Below are 21,163 nucleotides of genomic sequence, written 5' to 3'. Positions count from 1 at the left end.
TTAAAATTATACATAATTTATTCTAAGCGTTTTGTGCTTTTCAATTGCGCTATAGATAACGCATAAACGCCGGGATATTGTATTTCTTTTGGCGGTATATAAATTGAATTAACCCCTAAAATAGCTCTTAATTAGACCGCAAAACGCAATAAATCAACAGTTTCAGATGTAAAATAGGCTACAGAAGCTAAAATTAGCTCGCAATGGTAAACTCAAATTTAAAGTCCGCGTTCTTTTTGAATGGTTTCATATGCTTTCTGAACGTTTTTGAACTTCTCTTCGGCGCCCTGGCGGTAGGCCTCGTCCATATGCTGCAATTTGTCTGGATGGTATTTTTTTGCCATATCGCGGTAGGCTTTTTTTACCTCGGCATCAGTTGCCGTTTTTTCGATTTCAAGGATCGTGTACGCACTTTCTGCACTTTCAAAAAACATGGCCTTAAGGCTCTCAAATTCGCCACGGCTCAGCCGTAAATAACCGGCGATCTGAGCAATCTGATCTACTTCTTTTTCAGAAACCCTACCATCTGCCTGTGCGATCCCAAAGAGAAAATGAACGATCTGCAATCGTACTTCACGACGCGTACGCTGCTGCAAATACTCGCAGATGCGCTGTGCATTTACTTCTCTGTTTTTAATAACATCATTAAAAGTGCGAAAGGTGGCATTTGCGCGTTCTTTGCCATAAGATTGAACAAAATACCTGCGCACATAATCAAGTTCCCCCTGACTTACGCTCCCGTCTGCTTTGATCACAATTGAGCAAAGCGACAATAAATTAAGTTCAAAATCGCCCGGAGAGACCGTTTTCCCCTGTTGGGTAAAAATGGTACTCCCGTTTCCACTCGTTTTCTTGCCAAAAAACATACTATCTATAAGCGACCCTATAAGATAACCTCCTATGGCCCCTAAGATCCCACGGTATGCAAATCCTGCGATGGCACCCAGCCATTTAATCATGCTCTATCTTTATTAGTTTCACTACGATTGACACGGGTAGTAGGCACCGTGGTAATTCCTTTTCGGAAAATAAGTTGCAAAAATAAAGTCTTTGTCCTGAAGTATGGATAGAATTGGAAATTATCTTGCCACGGGCCAAATTTTTAGACGTTTTCGGGACATTTTTAAGCCAAATCAACAGTTTTGCACATTTTTTGATGATTAATTACTCTCAAATAGCATCTTTTTATAAGATATTCTATTCGGTTTATTTGAAAAAGCAAGTAAGCATCCCAAGTGGATACCGACTAGAATTTTGTAACTTTGCACGAATTAAAAACATCGATATTATGTATCCAGCAGAATTAGTAAAACCAATGCGGGAAGACCTTACGAAGGTAGGCTTCACCGAATTACATACAACAGCAGACGTAGAAGCGGCCATGAAAAAAGAAGGCACCTCCCTTGTAGTGGTGAATTCGGTTTGTGGTTGTGCAGCGGCAAACGCGCGTCCCGGCGCACGTATGGCGCTTCAAAATGCCAAGACACCAGACAATTTATACACCGTTTTTGCAGGAGTAGACCGTGAGGCAACAGATCTTGCCCGTGGTTTTATGGTACCTTTTCCTCCTTCTTCACCTTCAATGGCTTTGTTCAAAGATGGTGAGTTGGTTCACATGTTAGAGCGTCACCACATTGAAGGGCGTCCCGCTGAGATGATCGCAGAAAATCTTGCAGATGCTTTTAACGAGCATTGCTAAAAATTAGTTTTCTATAGAATTGAAAACCCGCTGCTTATGCGGGTTTTTTTTGTTTTTTATTTTATTCTAAATGATATTGAAATTTTATTTAAAATAACTGCCAGAACCCTTTACTTTTGAAGTGCCAAAATCACTAAACACATGCCGGGTAAAAAGCCACTGCTGCACCGTTTTCATAGCTGGAGGTACAAAAATATCTCAGGCACAACATTTATCTACATCCTCAGTATCATTACCGGACTGGGTGCCGGGCTGGGAGCAGTACTTATAAAAAACTTTACTTTTCTTATTCAGGATTTACTCCAGGGTAAAATAGTAGGTAATTATTATTACGGTTTTTATTTTGTGTTTCCGGTGGTAGGTCTGGTGCTTACTACGGGAATTGTCAAATTTATTATACGCCGGCCCGTGAATCACGGTGTATCAAGCACACTGGCCGCGATTTCCAGGCGGCAGGGAATTCTAAAACGCTATCAGATATTTGCCTCTGCCATTACGGCTCCCATTACAGTTGGTTTTGGTGGTTCTGTAGGTCTCGAAAGCCCTACGGTGGTTACGGGCGCGGCTTTTAGTTCCTACCTGTCCCGCATCTTTCACATGAACCAGGCCAATCGTATGCTCCTGCTGGGCTGTGCGGCTTCTGGTGCGATGTCCTGTATTTTTAAGGCGCCCATTGCCGCAATCATATTTGCGGTTGAGGTGTTTGGCCTGGACCTTACGTTATTATCCCTAATGCCACTCCTGCTGGCTTCGCTTTCTGGTATTCTCACATCCTATTTCTTTTTTGGTTCAGGAACTATTCTTCCGTTTACCTTAAAAGATGCCTTTGTGATCTCAGATTTTCCGTTTTATATGATACTGGGTTTGGTCGCTGGCCTGGTTTCTGTCTATTTTAGCAACACTTATTTTGCCGTTTTAAAATATTTTGACCGGTGGGATTCTACCCTGATGCGGCTTCTCATTTCTGGACTTGCCCTGGGTACGTTGATCTTTTTTATCCCACCGCTGTACGGGGAAGGTTTTGAGATGATCAACAGCCTGCTCGCGGGAAATGCCGTTGAAGCGCTGGGTGAAACCTATTTTAGTAATTATCTTGAAAATGTGTGGGTGGTAATTGCCCTGCTTGCCGGACTCGTAATTTTTAAAATCATTGCAACCGCGATCACGTTTACCGGTGGTGGTGTAGGTGGTATCTTTGCCACTACCCTTTTTATGGGGAGCGTCATGGGGAATTGCCTGGCAAAAATCCTCAATAATATAGGTCTGGGACATCAGGTCTCAGAAAGCAATTTTACGCTGGTGGGAATGACGGGCCTTTTGGCCGGCGTGCTGCATGCGCCCCTTACCGCCATATTTCTCATTGCCGAAATCACCGGTGGCTATGGCCTTTTTATCCCACTTATGGTCACGGCAGCGATTGCCTACGGAATAAATAAATACTTCCTGCCGCATTCGGTTTATGGGATGGAACTGGGACTGCGCGGCGAACTCATTACGCATGACAAGGACCAGGCGGTGCTTACCCTGCTCAACCTCAACGACGTGATAGAACGCAATTTTATTGCCGTGAGGCCAGAAATGACCCTAGGCGAAATGGCGCGTAATGCCGTGGCAAAATCTGCCCGGAACCTGTTTCCCGTGGTTAATGCAGATAACGAACTTATGGGCGTAATTACCCTTGATGACATTCGCGATATCATGTTTGACGCGACTCTGTACGACACCACGCTCATAAAAAATCTAATGCACGCAGCCCCGGAATATATATATCTGGAAACCGATACCGCAAAAATCGTAATGCGCAAATTTCAGGAGAGTGCCGCCTGGAACTTACCGGTAATCAAAGATGGCAAATATTACGGGTTTATATCTAAATCGAAATTACTAAGTGTTTACCGCCGTAAATTGGTTAGTTTCTCCAGAAAATAGAACTATGTCCAGGAGCTGCCATGTCACCAGTCTGTTTTTGTTTTTATGGGGCTTTGCTTCAGTTTATGGACAAGAAATCAGACCGGCAGTTTTTGCTTCCTTATCCGGCTTTAGGCATACCGGTTTCGAAGACAATCTTTTTACAGATTTTGAAATTGGCCTTTCTGCAGCATCTTCCTTTTGGATTACTCCAAAAATCAGCTATAAACATAGTGGCGGTCGATTGAATGACAATATTGTTTTTGAGGAAGATACGGCACCCTTGCGGGTTAAAGAAGAATTACGGACCTATTATAGCGCCAACTTGTTTGGAATAGGAGCAGAAATAAGATTGACCAAACAAGAAGATTTCTGGGTGTTTTTCTGGCCGCGTTATTATGCTGGTAATTTCAAATTTCACGGGGAATTTTTAAAGCGCGATAATAATAGGGATCTGGTATATAAAGAAATCGTGAAAGACAACGATTTTGAATCTTATATCGATTTTTCCCTGGGGTTTTCGGGATATATAGATGATGCAGAAAAATTATCTGCATCCGTTTTTCTCTCTTATACGACAATGGATTTAAAAGGTGGTTTTAAAAGTCTGGATTTTGAACAAACAAACCTGCGTGCGTATGAAAGTACAGAAACTCTGGGCCTGGGATTTATGATAGAATATAAACCCTGGTAACCAGAAAACAGGTAATTTTGACCAGAAAACAGCCTTAAATCATGAAAAAATTAATCATATTCCTGTTCTTTTTATTGGTAATTACCTTGTTTGTGGGTTTTTACTTTCGGTATTATAGCGATGATATCGTCCTAGGTGACCGATTTATTGGTGTCACCATCCTTGCTGTTATCTTTGTACTTATGCCGCTGTTTTTGTACCATCGCTGGAAGAACAGAAATGTTCACGATTACATGCTTACCAAAGACAACATCAACAAAATGAGGGAGTTCTCTGAAGGAAAAAAACGGAAAAAGAAGTAATTTTTGCAAATAAAATCACTTTTGAATTACTTTTATCTTATTAATTCCCTTAACTTTACCACAATATTAATTTTTTACATTTTTACAATGAAAGGTACAGTTAAATTTTTCAATGAGTCCAAAGGTTACGGATTCATAACCAATGATGATACAGGTAAAGATATCTTCGTACATGCAACCGGTCTTAACGGTGAAGTATTAGAAGAAGGAGACCAAGTAGAATTCATCGAGGAAGAAGGAAGAAAAGGCATGGTGGCTGCGCAAGTACGCGTATTACACGACTAAAATATATAAAGTATTTTTAGAGTTTTTCAAAACCCCCTGCCAGGCAGGGGGTTTTTATTTGGTTACAATATTCAAAATCCTATTCTAAATCATGCAAAAAACATTAAAAATTGCCGGTTTACAGGCAGATTTAGCCTGGCACGACCCTAAATCCAATACAGCGCATTTCAATAAAATAATTGAAGGCCTGGATGAAGATCTTGATCTCATTGTGCTGCCCGAAATGTTTGCGACCGGTTTTAGCATGCAACCCGAAAATATAGCAGATAGCGGCGATACCCTGCAATGGATGAAAAAACAGGCGCTACAGACTAAGTCTGCCATTGCCGGAAGCCTGATGGTGGTAGATGACGGGACGTATTACAATCGGTTTTATTTTGTGACGCCAGAGGGAACGGTAGATCATTATGATAAACGACACCGTTTTACCCTGGCCGGTGAACATGAGGTATATGCACGAGGTAAAACACCAAAAATCGTAACCTATAAAGGATGGAAAATTGCCCTGCAAGTGTGCTATGACTTGAGATTTCCGGTTTTTTCCAGGAATACTCAAGATTATGATGTTTTACTTTATGTGGCCAACTGGCCAAAGACACGGGTTTTTGCCTGGGACACACTTCTAAAGGCACGTGCGATAGAAAACATGAGTTATTGCGTGGGTATAAACCGCGTAGGTACAGATGACAACAACAATGAATACGATGGCCATAGCGGGATTTATGACTGCCTGGGGGCAACCCTGGCTTTCGCCGAAAAAAGAGAGACCACAGTTACCGCCACTTTAACAAAAGAGCATCTTCAAGAAACCAGGCATAAACTTAATTTTCTGGCTGATAGGGATTCGTTTCATCTTCTGGATTGACCTCTTCCTTAACCGGTATCGCATCAACGGCCTGGCTGAGTATAAAGGTTTCATTCAAAGACCAGCCCGAACGTAAATCGAGTAATTTAGGATAGTAAATGATCGTTTCCGGTTGCATTTGCTTTAGGTAGTTACCGGTATCGTATTTTCGGTTGGCATTTGCATCCAGGATCAATCGGGCATAATACGATCCTGGTTCCACAAGGCCGAAGTTAAATACTTTTTTACCTTCCTGGGCATAGCGCTCTTCTATAATTTCCCCTTTTTCGGTTACTATTTGTACGATATAAGGGTAATTTTCTGCTTCCTGTAAAGTGAGTTTTAATTCGCCATAGTCTGCGATTACCTTCGTTTGGGTTTCGTAATATAGCGTATCATTGGTCGTTCCGAAGAAATCGGTTAACGCTTCCGGCAAGAAGGTGATTTGATAATTTGACGATTCCTCCGTCTTAAACTTAACCTGAAAAGAGGATTCTTCCTTAAAAAGTCCGGTCTTAAAAGCAACATTTAAGGAATCTGATTTAATGACCGAAATCTTGCTGCTGTCTATGGAAACTATGGGAATGGTAGTTTCAATCTTAAACGCATCCCCTATTTTAATCGTTCCGCGGGAAAGCGCATTAAAAGCAAGCGAATCAGGGCGAAGCGGCCTTTTGCGCAAATAAAAAGTGTCTAATTTACTGGCACCTGCAGCAACTTCAAAAATGAGACTGTCTCTTTCAAGCTCTGGGCGGTACCAGTACCGCAGTGAATCCTGCCCTTCTTTAAAGGTAACCAGCGACTCAAAACCTGAAGGTTTTTCGTTCATCAATGAAATTGAAATACTGTCTCTGTTTCCGGCAATTGGAAATGCCACACGCTGCAGTTTAGTCTGTACCGGCCTCCCAGCTTTTAACGGCGGATCTTCCATAAACAGGGTGAGCACGTAGCTGGTATCTTTTGGCACTTCAATAACCTGATCATAAAAGGCGATCTTGTCCTTATCTGGTTGAAAGGTATAATTAGAGGCCTCATCCTTTAAGGCGGCAAGTCTATACTTGCCTGCGCGTACATTGGTAAGCTCGAACGAGGTAGTACTATCAAGCGTATTGGTCACGTAGCGGGGCACAGACTTGTAAATGATGGAGTCGTTGTACGTGCTGTCTATCTCGTAAAGCATGACGGTCACAAATTCATCTGGCTGTTGTTGCAAAGCATCCCTGATTTCCCCTTTTACGGTCAGGCTATCAATATAGTCGCCAGTGGACATTACATATTTAAAAAACCTGAAAGGATTGTTTTCATTATTGTCCACCACACTATTACCAAAATTAAATACATAAGTCGTATTGGGCAACAACGTATCTTCTATACTTATCCTTATATACGGCGCTGCTCCTCCTAACGGGGTAATGAGCGCAGGTGGGTTTAGAGGTGGGGAAATGATTAGGTTTTTCTGAAGCTCTTTAAGTTTTATGAGTTCGTTGAAATTGATCCTGATCTCCTCAGCGTCAAAATTTGTGGAATAATTGGGTGGATTTGCACTTACAAATACCGGGGGGTCCATATCTTTTGGCCCACCTTCTGGAGAACCACGCTTGGCGCAGCGCACAACGAGTAGCAGCAAAAACAGACTTGCCAGGAAATAGGAGATTTTTTTAAGCATAATGGCGCAAAGTAACAACTATTTTAGTTAAACTGGTGAATTTTCGCCCTCCGGCGGAAATGCAAAAGTACTTTAGCTTTTAACGCGATCATCCATGCGCTATTGCCATCGCGGCGATACTGATTTTTATATCCGGGATTTTCTGTAATGCGATGGCACAACCTTCCATGGTACCGCCCGTGGTGATGAGGTCATCTACCAGTAAAATATGTTTTCCCCTGAGCTTTTTTGTAGTTGCCACTTCAAAGGAACCTATAACTTCTTTACTGCGTGACACACGTGTCATAAAAACCTGTGTTTTGGTTTTTTTAGTCCTTAGGAGCGTATCAGCTTCCAGTGGGATTTCAAGTAGGTCTGCGATCGCCTGCCCAAAACCGGTAACCTGATTATAGCCCCTTTCCCTCAACCGGGATTTATGCAATGGTACGGGAATAACGCAATCTATGTCCTGATACGCTTCTAATTCCGACAGTTCAAAACCCAACCACTTTCCTAAAAAACCACTCAATTCCTCATAGTTTCTATATTTTAGATTGTGGATGAGCTGCTGTACCTTGCTTTTTTTATCAAAATAAAATAATGCACTTGCATGTTCAATTTCCACACGGCCATAAAGCAATTCGTGAATAGGTTTTTGCGTTGTATAATGCAATCCAGTAACAGGTAGGTCATGCCTGCACTGCGTACATATTAAACGTTCACCGGGTTGAAGCACGGCATCACAGGCAAGACAGCTCGCGGGAAAGAACAGGTTAAAGAGGTGCTGCAGTGGGTTTGCCATAAAATATTTTGATTTTTACAAGATAATTAAAAGAAACGTTTGAATACAATAGGAAACAACAAAGCACTTAAAGTATTGACAACGGTACTCGTATTCCTACTTCTGGGGCTGGGTATTTATACCATTAAGTTTTACAATACGGTACAGGACAACGAGCTTGAACTTGTACGGGAAAAGGAAATGATTGAGGTAGAACTGCGCAACATACTGCGCAAATATGATGCACAAAGTGCAGCGACGAGCGCGGTGCGTCAGCAACTTGCCAGCGCCCAGACAAGGATCACAAAACTTATTGACAGCCTGGCTACATCAAAAAACACACGGGAGGTACTGCGCAATTACCGTATAGAGATCATCAAGTTGCGCGATCAACGGGATTTGCTTTTGCAAAAAAATGACAGCCTTGCCATTCTTACCCAGAACCTTCAAAACGAGAGGACCGCAGTTAAAAAGGCTTTTGACAGCTCTTTAGTGGAACGCGATTCCCTGCGCTTGCAAAACCAGGCTTTAAAGGAAGAGCTCAATGCAAAGGTGGTTCTTAGTGTAGATAGCCTGAATGCCAGCGGTATAATTATACGGCGCAGTGGCAAACACCTGGTCAATGATCTTGCAAAACGTATAGATAACATTGAAGTCTGTTACTTGCTGCATGGCGATCTGGACACTTCTGAGTCAACACTTTACATTCAGATTATAGATCCTCAAAACAATGTCATAGGCGACCGGACTACGATCACCTTTGATGAAAAAGTACTTACCTATAGTGCTACAAAAAAGGTTGATCCTCAAAGCGTACAAACAAATAGTTCCCAGTGTTTGCTCATTGAACCGAATAATTCAAAATTTCAGGAAGGCATCTACCGTGTCAATATTTTCCAGAGGGATCATCTTATGGCCACCACTTTATTGCAATTGGATTAAAAGTTATTCATTATCTACAGGTCTTCACGCTGTTTTAGCTATTTTTGCCTTTCGTTTTACGCAATAAATACCACAACAGCAACATGGCACAACCAGATGATCAGTTTAAAAGAGTAATCTCCCACGCAAAAGAATACGGCTATATCTTTAGCAGCAGCGAGATCTATGACGGGCTAAGTGCCGTGTATGATTATGGCCAGAATGGTGCAGAACTCAAGAAAAACATAAGGGAATACTGGTGGAAAAGTATGGTGCACTTGCATGAAAATATCGTGGGCCTTGATGCTTCCATTTTTATGCACCCTACCACGTGGAAGGCTTCTGGCCACGTTGATGCTTTTAACGATCCCCTTATTGACAATAAAGATTCTAAAAAGCGCTATCGTGCTGATGTGCTTATTGAAGATTATGCTGAAAAACTGAACCAAAAAGCCCAAAAAGAGATCGAAAAAGCCAAAAAACGCTTTGGGGATGCCTTTGATGAAAACGAATTTGTAAATACAAACCCGCGCGTGGTACGCTACCGCGAAGAACAGGATCGCGTCATAAAACGTATGGCGCGCTCGCTGGAAGCCGAAGATCTTGCAGATGTAAAAGCACTTATTGAAGAACTTGAAATCGCAGATCCTGATACCGGCTCCAGGAACTGGACTGATGTGCGCCAGTTCAACCTCATGTTTGGCACAAAACTGGGCGCTTCCGCAGAAAATGCGACAGATTTGTTTTTAAGACCAGAAACCGCCCAGGGTATCTTTGTAAACTTTCTCAACGTACAGAAAAGCGGAAGGATGAAAATTCCATTTGGTATCGCGCAGACGGGAAAAGCCTTTAGAAACGAGATCGTCGCCAGGCAGTTTATCTTCCGCATGCGGGAATTTGAACAGATGGAAATGCAGTTTTTCGTTCGCCCCGGCGAGGAATTGAAATGGTATGAGCACTGGAAGGAAACACGTATGAAATGGCATCTTTCCCTGGGTCTGGGCGAAGAAAATTACCGTTTTCACGACCATGAGAAAATGGCACATTATGCGAACGCGGCGGCAGATATTGAATTTAATTTCCCTTTTGGCTTTAAAGAACTGGAAGGTATTCACAGCCGTACCGATTTTGACCTAAAAGCGCATGAAGAGCATTCTGGCAAGAAATTGCAGTTTTTTGACCATGAACTCAATGAAAGCTACGTCCCTTATGTGGTGGAAACTTCCATAGGTCTGGACCGCATGTTCCTTGCTGTATTCTCTAAGGCTCTGGAAGAAGAAGAACTTGAGAACGGCAGTACGCGTACCGTGCTAAAAATCCCATCAGTGCTTGCTCCTTTTAAGGCGGCAGTGTTTCCTTTGCTCAAAAAAGACGGACTTCCAGAAATCGCACAGCAAATTGTAGATGACCTCAAATGGGATTTTAATGTCGATTATGATGAGAAAGACGCCGTGGGCCGTCGTTACCGCAGGCAGGATGCGGCAGGAACTCCTTTTTGTATCACCGTAGACCATGAGACAAAAGAGGATAACGCGGTGACCGTTAGGGATCGCGATAGTATGGAACAGGTGCGTATCCCAATTGACAAACTGAGTCAGTTTTTACATGAAAAAGTTGATTTTAAGCACTGGATGAGCTGATTTTGAGGTAAATAATGAGATTTGATGCGGTATGGTTTAAATTTGCTTAATGGCCAGAAAGTGTTAGAACATAACTATAAATAGCTTTAAGAGTTACGAGAATTGCATGATTTTTCGGCTTTTTTGTCTATTTGAGTTATTTCTGGGGCGTTTCCCTACGGGTAGGGCTTTGCACTGTAATCTTTTTGCTCGTGCCTCGCAAAAAGGATTTCCACTTCAATCCCTAACGCAAAATGTGTTTCCAGATCATGATTTTGGTTTTATTACCACTACTCCCAACCCAAAAAATGACGTGTATATTTAGAGAAATTTTATATTTTATACTTTATAGTTAGAACTTACGAACTGTTTCATTAAGGATACTACTTAAATAAAACTATCGGATCAATTCTTACGATCAATCGTTATCAAATATGAAATTATTAAGTATAAAGAACAGATTCCAGTATTTCCCCTTTTCCTAGAATCCTAGTAATTTTCTAAAAATAAATTAAAAATCGATTTTTAACGTCAATCATCGTGTTTTCTGTGCTTTTTGAACTATAATTGACAAGCTTACGTATTTTTAGACATACGCCTCAAACAGCATTTTTAGTTATCTGATTGTATAGTTCATGAAGCCTACATCCTTATTTTTCATCGTTTTTTTACTGTTTTTCAGCTTTTTTGGTCAATTTTCTTACGGCCAGGAAAAGAATGCTCCCTCCCGGATTAGTAAACTCAGGTTTGTAGCTAAAGTTCCCAGCTTATCTCAACAAATCAAGCAGGGTACATTTATAAAAAGCAATACACAAGGTGAGAAAAAAGAAGTAAATCCCAAACGCCGCGGAGCGAACACAACCATTCCCGGAAAAGGATTTCCTAAGAATGGTGATCCTCTGGCAGAGCCTTCTAAGAAAAGTGTAAATCGTTTGTATGACTCCAGCCCCATACGGGTTTTTGATGCACACGTTTCTACCAGTTCAGACCCCGTGCCCTCAGATCCCACGGGTGCTGTAGGCCCTAATCATTATGTGGCCGCCTGGAATACCGCTTTTAGTATTTTTGATAAAAACGGCAATAAGCTTATAGATGACGCTTCCCTTTCTACCTTGTTTCCTGACAATACCGCTGGTGATCCCATTGTTTTATACGATGCTGCCGCAGATCGCTTTATGATTACCCAGTTTGAAGATAAAGACGACAAAGAGGGTTTTCAGGATGGTCTTAACGTAGCCATTTCCATGGGGCCAGATCCGGTCAATAGTGGTTGGTATATTTATACGGCAGGTTTTGAGACCGGCGCATTCCCAGATTACCCCAAATACTCCATTTGGCGGGATGGATATTACATTACCTCAAATATTGAGACCAATCCCAACCGTGATCCTGATGCCACTGGCGCCAATGTTTTTGTGATGCAGCGCGATAGTATGCTAGTGGGCGGCGCGCCCGGTTTTCTCTCTTTTGCCCTACCCGGCCTGCAGCGCAATAGCTTTTACAGTCCGCAGTTTTTTAATGTGGGTTATGATGAACTTCCGGAAAACGGCGGCGCTTCACTGGTTTTTATGCAGGATGATGCCTGGCAGGGCATCGCTGACGACCATCTTAAAGTATGGACGGTAAGTACTGACTGGCAAACGCCTGAAAATTCCAGCGTTTCCGCACCACAAATCATCCCCACAGTACCATTCAAAAGTGTTTTTGACGGCGGAAGTTTTGAAAATTTAAGGCAACCCTCTGGCCCAGATATAGATGCACTACAGGCCACGATCATGAACCAGGCACAGTTTAGGGCATTTCCCGGTTATAATTCCGCTGTTTTTAATTTTGTGGTTGATGTTTCCGCAGACGCGGAAGAGCAGGCCGGCGTGCGCTGGTACGAGCTGAGACAACGCTCGGCTGGAGAACCGTGGAGCATTTTTCAGGAGGGAACCTACGTTTCGCCAGACGGGCAGAACGCATTTGCCGCAAGTATGGTGCAGGACAAAAATGCCAATATAGGTATGGGATTTACTACCGTAGATACAGAAAATATGCTTGCCATAAACTATACCGGCCGTTACCCTAACGATGCACGCGGCACCATGTCTGTGCCGCAAACACTTATTGCGCAAAGCACCGCAAACAATCCTTTTTCGCGTTATGCAGATTACACGCACATGACCCTTGATCCCAATGATCAGGAAACCATGTGGTTTGTGTCAGAATATTTTGGGCCGGGATTGATTGACGTTGTAGGTGTTTTTAAGCTGCAGCCCGGGGTCAATACAGACGTTCAGATTTCAGAAATTTTGAGTCCGCAGGAGGGCACCCTTACCTCAACCGAAGAAATCAGGGTTGAAATTCGAAACGCAGGCCTACTTCCGCAGGGAAATTTTGATATTTCTTACCAGATTGACAACGGCGAGTTTTTTACCGAAACATTCACGGGCACAATCGCCTTCAATGAAACTGCCGAATTCACTTTTGCCAAGACGGCAGACCTCGCTACGGTGGGACAAACCTACCAAATTACTGCAACCACCCTACTGAATGGCGACGAGAACCCTGATAATGATCTACAAACCGTAGAGGTGCTTCATATACCCGGACGCGATGTAGGTATCTCAGAAATTGTTTCCCCCATAACAAGAGGGGGACAGACCAGTAGTGAGAGTGTGACCGTTGCAATAACCAATTACGGTGGGCTGCCGCAGCAGGATATTCCTGTGCGGTTTTCTTTAAATGATGGTGAAAATGTAGAAGAGGTAGCACCTGTTACATTAGAACCGGCCGCAACGATCAATTATACATTTGATCAGACGGCAGATCTTGCTGCGCTGGGTGATTATCGCTTATTTACTACAACCGCACTTGAAAATGATGCCATTCCCGGTAATGATTCCATATACAAAACGGTGAGCAATTTTTATTGCAGCCCGGGCTCTAACTGTCGTGATTATAACGACGGGGTCATACAAATCGATTTTGCTGACATCAGTATACAAACCGAATGCACTCCAGACGGTTATGCTAATAATACCGAAGTGGAATTTGCCATTGATCTCGCCGAAGAAAATATACGAAGCGGTACGCTGCAAATGGGTTATGAAAATTCGGCTTACATCATTTTTGTGGATTTCAACAACAATGGTGCTTTTGAAGCTGGTGAACGGGTTGCAGCAGGATCGGTGGGGGCGGCCAATAGTGATGAAGCATTTACTTTAGACCTTCCTGAAAATGTCGCTATGGGCAAGTACCGCATGCGCGTACGCGGAAAAGATGTCAACGAGCCCGGAAACTTAAATGATCCCTGTGGATTTTTAGAATTTGGCCGTACCAATGATTTTACCCTTACCTTATTTGATTCTTCGATCGTACGTGGTATCCCGCTGGAAGAAGGCGAACTCGTCATTCTTACCGAAGACAACAAAAACTACGGAATCCTATTGCGCGATACTGATTTTGAAGAGGACATGATTGTTAATGTATTCACTATTACCGGTCAAAAACTGGTTCAGAATCGTATCGAACCTATAAATGGAAACTTTATATACGATCTCGATATGTCCTACGCCGCTACCGGAATTTATATCGTGCGCATAGGTACTGATGAGGAAGGTATTGTCAGGAAGATTTTTGTGAAGTAATATGGAGTTGAATAATAAACTATGCTTTTAAAAACCTACTGTTAAAACCAAATTTCATATCTTATTTGCTGAAAAGCAATAATGAAAACTGTAGATAACATAGCAAACAAAAATCGTCCACTTGTAGTCATAGATGAAAATCTAAACAAATTGCGCGATAAAATAAGGTTTCCCAAAAAGTTAGAAAAGGCAAATAAAATGCTTGAAACTGGTAAATTACCAGATAAAAAGTGAATTAGATACAAAGTGTCGCTTTTTATAGCCAGTATTAATAAACCTGCCGTAACTTGAATCCAATTAGAAGGATTTTGAAGTAAATCTCAAATTTTTTATTATTAGAACTAGGGATTACTTATTCCATGTTCAATAAAAGTAATTATAAACTTGCTTTTAAAAAAACGCCCGCAACTGTACCGTTCCCGTATGAATCGTTCGGGTAGTTTCGCTTTTTCGGCCAAAATAGGAAATATTCAAGTCCAGAAATTGTGTCAAACGGCGCTGGGCGATAAGGTTCCAGGTGAAATTCGTGCCCGGTTGCAAACCTTCCAGCATTTGATAGGATACGGGTGAAAAAGCGCTTCCGCTAAAATCATTGTTAATGTATTTGAGTTCACCGTTCAATGAAAGTTTTGCGGCATTCGCAACGCTAAAGGCAACGCCCAGATCCTGCTGCGTAAGCTGTTCCCTATCGCCCAACTGGTTTTCTTTCTTTCCAAAACCATAAAAAGCTTCAATACGCGATTGTTCATTGAACAAATACGAGAGCCTGGGTTGTAGATCAAGCGTTTCCAGTTTGAAATTGCGCTGTTCAAAATTCTCTGACGCGCTGCTATTTGTGCCCAGTTCGGTTTTGAAATTTACCAGATAACTTTCCTTCACTTTATGCAGAAAATTGAATTGATGGCTGTGCAGGTCATTTTCCTGAAGGCCAATGGCCAGTAAATTGGTGCTTTTAGTACTTAAATAGGTATAACTCGTCGTAAATTTCTGAATACCGCGGTTAAAAAAAAGCGTGTTTCTCAAACTCAAATTCAGGCTCAGTTCATTATCACTGCTTTCAAAAGGATTCAAATTGAATACATTTCCTTCCCGAAGCACTTTGCGATCTATAAGATAACTGGTCTGATTGTAAAAATGGGAAAATACTTTTTTAAACCCCTGCTGACCAGACCATTGTTGTGGGTTAAGGGTAAGCAACTGACTCAATTTATTCTGATGCGTTTTTACAAAAACGCGGTTAGGCAACAAAACCCGAATATAATCCGCCTGATCCTGAAATTGGGCGATTTCAAATTCCTGTAATTGTTGTACTCCGTCGTTATTATAATCATTCCATGTATGCGTCCCGCGGCCTTCATCCACATTTACATAGGTGAATTCCTGCCTGGGCAAGGTGCCGCTACTTGTTTCAAAAACGGTATTCCAGCGAAGCATTTGGTTGAAAAAACCCTGATCATAGATCAACCTGCTATTGATGGATTGTTCGTTTTCGCGTTCGGCTTCGGTGTAGTTTAGATTTCGGAAATTTACAAAAATTCCGAGGCGCGTATTTTCATTTTGTACAAATTGCGATTTCAAATAGTAGGTATTACTGGTATTTACCCGTTGTAAGTTTGTATCGCGCACACTGTCATTTAGACGATACCGGTAACCAATTTCCGCAAAAACACGGGTACTGTCGCCTAAACCGGCAAACACATCATAAGCCTGAAAACGCTGGCTCAATGGATTTATCCCTGCATTGTCTTCCTGAACGTTATCCTCTGCGTTGACCCGCGCGCCCACCCAGGATTTACCCAGATCATAAACTCCACGGGAATGTAAGCGAAAAAAGCGTGTGGTTGCCGTATCAGCTTTAGTGTTGAGAAAACTGGTATTTATATTGGCACGGAATTTTGAACCTGTATAAGCCCCTAAAACACTGTGCCTGTTACCGGAATACGTATTTGAATAGGTAAGATTTTCAAAACGGTAACTGAGCATGGAATGTTCATTTTCCACATAATTTAAGCCGGTGGTAAGAAAGGTCTGGTCCCCCTGTGGCTGGAGCGGAAGGTTCCAATCCCGCGAAAATTCAATGTTATAGGTCCGTTCCACATTGCGAAAGTCCTTCTGGATGTAATCCACATTGGCAAAGGCTTCCAACTGGTCTTTTTCAGGTCTTTCAAAAAGCTGCTGATTTATAGCAATTTTACCGGCAAAACCGTCATTATTGGTATTGTCAAGGTCAGAAAAAAGATTGAGATCATTTTTGCTCCCAGCGCCTTCAAAGGTAATTTCAGTTTTTTCAGAAGGTGCATACTGGCCCTGCACGACCGCCATTTGTAATTTTGTAGGGGCAAAAAGTTGTACAACTGGCGCATAATCACCCTGAGAGATGCCATTTATGGGCGCGCTGTATTCATAAATATTAGAGATCGCATTGCCGTAAGCCAGTATATAATCGCCCTGCCCGGCACCAACTTGCGTAAACCGAACATTAAAAAGTTGGTCCTCTGGGTCTGTTGAAAAAACATAGATATCCTGCCCATTACGGACTTCCGTTCGATATAGGATTTTATTTTCGTCATAACTGTCTGGCGTAACGCTGGGAGCGATCATGAGGCTGCGATCATCCCCAGCGGACTTTAGGATATCCACTTGCGCTTCGTTGAGGTTTTGTAGAAGGGGCTGATTTTTTGCATCACTTTCAGAATAAACATGTGCCCGCAGGGAAAATTTTTCATCATCCGTTTGAAAGCCACTTCCGCCGTAAGCGATCACCCGCGTAAAATTCTGTTCGCTGTATTGATACTCCACCGAAATACGCATCTCACTGGTAATGGGAAATGTGGGGTTAAAACTCAGTTCGCCGGCATTGTAATCTATCACATAATCCTCGGTTTCGCCGCGTTGCAACAGTACGCCATTCACATAAACCCGCTCGCTGCCGCTCACAATAAGAACGTAGAGCTCGCCATTGGGACCAGTCAGTTTATAAGGGCCCTGATTCCCTTCCTGACCGGTAAACCGGCTCTGTGTAAATACTCCTCGTACCAGGGCACCAGCGGCAAAAAGGGACGTTTTACTTTCTTCATGATCCAGCGTACCGGCAAGGGAGAGCCCCTGTACTTTCTTATTGAAACGGCCAAAATAGGATGTATTTTCCTCCAGGTTTATATCGCCCGCCCGTATGTTCCAATTATCGCTGTAGAGTTCAATAAAAATCTGGTCAAATTCATCCAGTCGCTGGGAGTAACCCCCGTTTTGCTGCGGGATATTCGCATCTTGTATAGACGCCCGCAGACCCACTTTCTCGCTCAACTGCCCACTGATCTGCAGATCAAGTTCAGAATTGAGCGTGCTGTTCTGGTTATTGCCCACGGTCACGCCACGCACGATACTTCCAGAGACATTGAGACCGTCAAAAGGCATAAAATCTGGCGTATTACGCTCCTCCCTAAGGGCCTGTACCTTATCAAGCGCGCCAGAACTGCTCACTACCCGCTCTGGGTCATATAAAAAGTATTTTCTGGAAAGGAATTCAGGATATACGCGGTATTTAAATGTCAACGTATCAAGCGAACCTTTGTTTTTTTCGCGGAAGCGGAAGACAGCCCGGCCATAATCTATGTCATAAAGCGTACTGTCCAGCATTTTGCCATTCTTGAACTGTACCTCAAACAAAACCGGATTGAGGCTTACACTGTCCAATACAACCGAATCCTGAACAATAACCTGTTTCTCGCGGGCATTGGGATCACTGATCTCCTGCGCCAGGAGCAGCGTAGGAAGTGAAACCAACAAAAACAGTAAGATATGACGCATCAAATAGTTAACTGGAAGAAAGCCCCGTTAGTATAAACTGGCCAAAAATAAGCAATGTCTCATGGAAATCTGAGTTTTCGGAAGAATCGCTGTTTGTTTATTTGTTGAACTGTTGAGTTGTTGAGTTGTTTAGCAAAAAAATGAATTTTTTAAAGTTCCTTCCCTTAGCAAGGGAAGGTGGCCGCCTTTTACGGCCGGAAGGTTGGGAACACGAATTTTAAATTAACCTCAAAATCCGTGTTTAACCACCCCTTCAGCGCTTCGCGCTGCCACCCCTCCTTAAAAAGGAGGGGAACCGTATGCAATTTAACCCCTCCCCCTGGGGGAGGCCGGGAGGGGATTGAGGCCGGGTGGGGATTTAAGTCGGGATTCAGTATCTTCGCCGTCTATGAAAATCATCTCTTATAACGTTAACGGTATACGTGCCGCACTGAGAAAAAACTTTATGGGCTGGCTAAAAAGCGCTGATCCTGATGTCGTTTGCATTCAGGAAATCAAAGCCAATAAAGAACAACTGGAACTCGGGATTTTTGAGGAAGCCGGTTATCACGCTTATTGGTTCAGCGCGCAAAAAAAAGGCTATAGCGGCGTGGCCATCTTGAGCAAAAAACAACCAGACCATGTTGAATACGGTACGGGAATCCCTTCTATGGATGCTGAGGGCCGCAATATCAGGGCAGATTTTGGCGATTTATCAGTAATGAGCCTGTATTTACCATCAGGTACAAATTCGGCCAGATTAGACCATAAACTGGAATATATGGCCCTTTTTCAGGACTATATAAATAACCTGAAAATAGATCGTCCCAATCTGGTCATTGCCGGTGACTACAATATTTGTCATGAAGCTATTGACATTCACGATCCCGTACGCCTCAAAAACACCAGTGGATTCCTACCGGTAGAACGCGCCTGGATAGGTGATTTTATTAATAGTGGTTTTATAGATTCCTTCCGCCACCTCAACGAAGATTCAGAGCAGTATTCCTGGTGGAGCTATCGTGCAAATGCACGCCAGAACAACAAGGGCTGGAGAATAGATTACAATATGGTAAGCGCGCCACTCCAGGAAAAAATCAAACGCGCCGTTATTTTAAGCGAAGCAAAACACAGCGACCATTGCCCTATTTTAGTGGAATTGGATTGATTTTTTTCAACCTCAAACTTGCAACTTTTAACCCAAAAACCAAACTATGAAATTTACCACACTTCCCAATACAGATATTAAAGTAAGTAAAATCTGCCTGGGCACCATGACCTGGGGCGAGCAGAATACCGAAGCCGAAGGACACGCCCAGCTGGATTATGCCCTGGAGCAAGGAGTCAATTTTATTGACACGGCAGAACTTTACAGCGTGCCCGCAAGGGCCGAAACCTATGGCAGTACAGAAAAAATAATAGGTACCTGGCTCAACAAAAGTGGCAAACGTGATGACCTGATCATTAATTCTAAGATTGCCGGTCCCGCCGAAATGACCAGGCACATTCGTACGGGCGGTTACGCTAAAGCGGAAATCAAGGATGCGATCCACAAAAGCCTTAAACGCCTGCAAACCGATTACATTGACCTGTACCAATTGCACTGGCCGGAACGCAATACCAATTATTTTGGCAAACTAAACTACAGCCATGATCCTGATGAAGCCTGGAACGACAACTTTAAGGAAGTTCTGGAAAGCCTTAATGAATTTGTAAAAGAAGGTTTGATTCGCCACATAGGCCTGAGCAACGAGACCGCATATGGACTTTCACGCTTTTTAGAGGAATCCAGACATGCGGAGTTGCCAAAAATGATTACCGTACAAAACCCGTATAATCTGCTCAACCGCAAGGATGAAATTGGCTTGACCGAAATCATGATGCGTGAAGAAGTGGGCATGCTTGCCTATTCCCCTTTGGGTTTTGGAACCCTGAGCGGAAAGCATCTGGATGGCATCCAAAAAAACACACGCCTTTCCCTTTTTCCGCAGTATGACCGGTACAGCAATGAAAACAGTATCGCGGCCACAAGAAAATATAAAGAAATAGCAGAATCCCACGGACTATCACTGGCTCAAATGGCACTCGCTTTTGTGAACACCAGACCGTTTATGACCGCTAACATCATTGGTGCTACAAAAATGGAACAGCTCAAAGAAAACATCGCAAGTATAGACGTTGATCTTTCTCAGGAAGTGATGGAAGAAATAGAGGCCGTACATACCGCAACGCCCAATCCAGCTCCTTAATGGTTTGCGTTTAAAATCCTTTTAGATTTTTTTATATAGTTTAGCTAAGCTGAAAATCGAGGTGAATATCAATAAAAACGACCGATTTCAATGGAAAATCGGTCGTTTTTATATGTTTTCTTGCTGTTTATATGAAATTATAAACCTATCATTTTTTTTACATCGGCCAGCAGGTCTTTGCCTTTTGCCATGATTATCCCAGCATCTGCAGATGAATCCAATACGTAGAAAAATCCCTGAGCATCAGCCACCTGATCAACTATTTTAATGGCTTTTTCCCTTATGGGCTTATAAAGCATGTCCTGCTTTTCTTTGATCTGTAAATCTATATTTTGTTGTGTTTGCGCCAGGTTGCGCTCTATTAGTTGCAAATCACTTTGTCTTTTTGCCGTTTGCTCTGGTGTTAGCGAGGCTTTTTCTTCTTCCAGCTTTTGAAACTTGGCTTGATATTCCCTGTACGACATTTGAAAATCCTCGCGATACGCGCGTTCTGTACGATCAATTTCGGCTTTTGCCTGCTGCATTTCAGGCATAAGATCAAGCAATTTGTTCATGTTTATGTGCGCGACTTCTTTGCTTTGTGCCTTGGCCTGGAAAGACAGCGCAAAGGCGATTAAGAATAAAGAAATATATTTTATCATTGAATCACTTTTAAAAGTTGGGCCAATATATGCATTTAGCGCATAATACAAGGTTTTAGTATCTGTAAGGCAAATTTTAGACCATATTTGATTAACAGGGTTTAAAATGAAAGAAGACTTTATATGAAAGACTACATTCATTTTAAGATGTTGCTTG

The 21,163-nt window shown here is 42.6% G+C and carries 17 protein-coding genes; 12 read left to right on the top strand and 5 right to left on the bottom strand.

What is annotated here, in order from left to right; genetic code table 11:
* Window positions 1-218: 218 nt before the first annotated feature.
* Window positions 219-959 (bottom strand): TerB family tellurite resistance protein, encoded by a 741-nt coding sequence (locus P162_RS08815; RefSeq protein WP_031426949.1) that lies wholly within the window; start codon window positions 957-959, stop codon window positions 219-221.
* Window positions 960-1,288: 329 nt separating this feature from the next.
* On the opposite strand from P162_RS08815, the gene P162_RS08810 reads away from it, so the two are divergent.
* The 6 genes from P162_RS08810 to P162_RS08785 all read left to right on the top strand — a co-directional run bounded on the left by P162_RS08810 (window position 1,289) and on the right by P162_RS08785 (window position 5,753).
* Window positions 1,289-1,699 (top strand): BrxA/BrxB family bacilliredoxin, encoded by a 411-nt coding sequence (locus P162_RS08810; protein WP_031426947.1) that lies wholly within the window; start codon window positions 1,289-1,291, stop codon window positions 1,697-1,699.
* Between the two features lie 141 nt (window positions 1,700-1,840).
* Window positions 1,841-3,628, top strand: coding sequence for a chloride channel protein (locus P162_RS08805; protein WP_031426946.1), 1,788 nt, complete (start codon window positions 1,841-1,843; stop codon window positions 3,626-3,628).
* Between the two features lie 4 nt (window positions 3,629-3,632).
* Window positions 3,633-4,301 (top strand): hypothetical protein, encoded by a 669-nt coding sequence (locus tag P162_RS08800; RefSeq protein ID WP_031426944.1) that lies wholly within the window; start codon window positions 3,633-3,635, stop codon window positions 4,299-4,301.
* A 41-nt stretch (window positions 4,302-4,342) separates the two neighbouring features.
* Window positions 4,343-4,603 carry a hypothetical protein gene (locus P162_RS08795; protein ID WP_031426943.1) on the top strand — a complete coding sequence of 87 codons (261 nt, stop codon included), beginning with the start codon at window positions 4,343-4,345 and terminating at the stop codon, window positions 4,601-4,603.
* 87 nt (window positions 4,604-4,690) lie between these two features.
* Complete coding sequence (locus tag P162_RS08790) at window positions 4,691-4,888, top strand: cold-shock protein (RefSeq protein WP_031426942.1); 198 nt, start codon at window positions 4,691-4,693, stop codon at window positions 4,886-4,888.
* A 91-nt stretch (window positions 4,889-4,979) separates the two neighbouring features.
* A complete protein-coding gene (locus P162_RS08785; protein ID WP_031426940.1) occupies window positions 4,980-5,753 on the top strand; it encodes an amidohydrolase in 774 nt (257 codons plus the stop codon).
* Here P162_RS08785 and P162_RS08780 read toward each other — a convergent pair.
* On the bottom strand, window positions 5,710-7,398 hold the full coding sequence (locus tag P162_RS08780; RefSeq protein WP_051907837.1) for an Ig-like domain-containing protein: 1,689 nt from the start codon (window positions 7,396-7,398) through the stop codon (window positions 5,710-5,712). The genes P162_RS08785 and P162_RS08780 overlap by 44 nt on opposite strands.
* Window positions 7,399-7,486: 88 nt before the next feature.
* Window positions 7,487-8,179, bottom strand: a complete 693-nt coding sequence (locus tag P162_RS08775; RefSeq protein WP_031426937.1) for a ComF family protein — start codon at window positions 8,177-8,179, stop codon at window positions 7,487-7,489.
* 39 nt (window positions 8,180-8,218) lie between these two features.
* Between P162_RS08775 and P162_RS08770 the strand changes: the two genes are divergently transcribed.
* The 4 genes from P162_RS08770 to P162_RS17690 all read left to right on the top strand — a co-directional run bounded on the left by P162_RS08770 (window position 8,219) and on the right by P162_RS17690 (window position 14,564).
* Window positions 8,219-9,100 carry a hypothetical protein gene (locus P162_RS08770; protein ID WP_031426936.1) on the top strand — a complete coding sequence of 294 codons (882 nt, stop codon included), beginning with the start codon at window positions 8,219-8,221 and terminating at the stop codon, window positions 9,098-9,100.
* An 83-nt stretch (window positions 9,101-9,183) separates the two neighbouring features.
* A complete protein-coding gene (locus P162_RS08765) occupies window positions 9,184-10,719 on the top strand; it encodes a glycine--tRNA ligase (protein ID WP_031426935.1) in 1,536 nt (511 codons plus the stop codon).
* Window positions 10,720-11,333: 614 nt separating this feature from the next.
* Complete coding sequence (locus tag P162_RS08755; RefSeq protein WP_051907836.1) at window positions 11,334-14,330, top strand: T9SS type A sorting domain-containing protein; 2,997 nt, start codon at window positions 11,334-11,336, stop codon at window positions 14,328-14,330.
* A gap of 81 nt (window positions 14,331-14,411) precedes the next feature.
* Window positions 14,412-14,564: a hypothetical protein gene (locus P162_RS17690; RefSeq protein ID WP_164076239.1), complete on the top strand. Its 153-nt coding sequence runs from the start codon at window positions 14,412-14,414 to the stop codon at window positions 14,562-14,564.
* A 156-nt stretch (window positions 14,565-14,720) separates the two neighbouring features.
* Here P162_RS17690 and P162_RS08750 read toward each other — a convergent pair whose 3' ends face one another.
* Entirely contained in the window at window positions 14,721-18,137 is a 3,417-nt protein-coding gene (locus P162_RS08750; RefSeq protein ID WP_031426932.1) for a hypothetical protein, read from the bottom strand.
* 388 nt (window positions 18,138-18,525) lie between these two features.
* On the opposite strand from P162_RS08750, the gene P162_RS08745 reads away from it, so the two are divergent.
* Window positions 18,526-19,284, top strand: a complete 759-nt coding sequence (locus P162_RS08745; RefSeq protein WP_031426931.1) for an exodeoxyribonuclease III — start codon at window positions 18,526-18,528, stop codon at window positions 19,282-19,284.
* A gap of 46 nt (window positions 19,285-19,330) precedes the next feature.
* Complete coding sequence (locus tag P162_RS08740) at window positions 19,331-20,365, top strand: aldo/keto reductase (RefSeq protein ID WP_031426930.1); 1,035 nt, start codon at window positions 19,331-19,333, stop codon at window positions 20,363-20,365.
* Between the two features lie 137 nt (window positions 20,366-20,502).
* Here the strand turns inward: P162_RS08740 and P162_RS08735 are convergent, their stop codons facing one another.
* Window positions 20,503-21,006 (bottom strand): OmpH family outer membrane protein, encoded by a 504-nt coding sequence (locus P162_RS08735; protein ID WP_031426929.1) that lies wholly within the window; start codon window positions 21,004-21,006, stop codon window positions 20,503-20,505.
* Window positions 21,007-21,163: the final 157 nt, after the last annotated feature.

The sequence above is a fragment of the Flavimarina sp. Hel_I_48 genome (assembly GCF_000733945.1).
In the GTDB taxonomy this organism is placed as follows: domain Bacteria; phylum Bacteroidota; class Bacteroidia; order Flavobacteriales; family Flavobacteriaceae; genus Leeuwenhoekiella.
This window is presented reverse-complemented; position numbering and strand designations above follow the sequence as displayed.